Source organism: Arthrobacter sp. HMSC08H08 (assembly GCF_001807575.1).
Taxonomy (GTDB): domain Bacteria; phylum Actinomycetota; class Actinomycetes; order Actinomycetales; family Micrococcaceae; genus Pseudoglutamicibacter; species Pseudoglutamicibacter albus.
Genome location: NZ_KV789386.1, coordinates 1 through 1,014 on the forward strand (window position 1 = coordinate 1; position 1,014 = coordinate 1,014).

At 50.9% G+C, this 1,014-nt stretch carries 1 protein-coding gene; it reads left to right on the top strand.

Annotated features, from left to right (window positions below; translation table 11 throughout):
* Positions 1 to 576 precede the first annotated feature (576 nt).
* Positions 577 to 987, top strand: coding sequence for a hypothetical protein (locus HMPREF3175_RS04340; protein ID WP_070490825.1), 411 nt, complete (start codon positions 577 to 579; stop codon positions 985 to 987).
* The last annotated feature ends 27 nt before the right edge of the window (positions 988 to 1,014 follow it).

Here is a 1,014-nt window from a genome sequence, read left to right on the forward strand (position 1 = left end):
CGTTCACACGATGTCCCGACATTTTTTATGTCCGGGGGCTTTGATGTGTCGGGTCATCGTTCCGGTTTTTTGGTGGCTGTGTCAGGACATCGTTCCGTTTTTTGGGTGCAGCCAAGGTGGCTGGGCAAAGTGCCTGCAGTCTGGCGGTTCCCGGTGTTCCCGGGGCTATTTTGCTGTCGCTGTGTCTGCTGTTCACCGTTATATCTACGGTTCGTGGCCGGCTGGACAGCTAGTTTCTGCACCGCCCCGTGCCTCGAGGTGGATAACGTCGGCAGACCGGTCGGGTCTTGCAGTGAGGTGAACGATGTCGTGAAACCAAACACCCCATCCTCCGCTTATGAGCTGCTCCCCATTAGTTGGACTGAGAAATCAGTTACTGACTAGTGGGGAGTAGTTTTTATTGAGCTTCGAAGATCTTAAATACCCTACGGGACGTTACCCTGCGGGTGACTATGCGGAACATGATGACTAGAGTCTTCCGACATGCGCGTCAGATGATATCATAGCGCTTGATCTGCGCCGACACGGCTACGACATTCACGGAGACGAAGACGAGCAAACACAAATGGAGCCATAATGTTCGGACGGAAAAAACAACAAATCCAGCAACTTCAGGAACAAGTTGGCGGTCTTCAACAAGTTTTAGCCGAGGCTGGAGGTGGCGACCTCGCTAGGTTATTCGAAGAAGTCGTAACAAAACGAGCCGAACTTCAAAGCGTTATTCAAGAGCTAGATTCAGAAACTGAAAAAGCTCAAAGCAAGCTGGCAAAGACGCAAAGTGAACTTAACAAAACCGAGCAGAAACTCAGTCATACTCAGAACGAATTGGATGCGCTCCGTGGGCTCTACACAGACGTTCACGCACTAGATGAGCTTGGGTTTACCAGCTATGCAAATCCCGCCAAAGACTCCGTTGCGCTTGGAGAAGAACTAAAACGCGTGCAGACCAAGGCCAAACAGATACTTCGGAATAAGCACGCCACTTGAAGTGTCCCGGGTTTTGTTCCTAGGCTT

Coding starts and splice junctions, on each gene's coding strand:
- HMPREF3175_RS04340 (WP_070490825.1), top strand. CDS start 577: ATGTTCGGACGGAAAAAACAACAAATCCAGCAACTTCAGGAACAAGTT.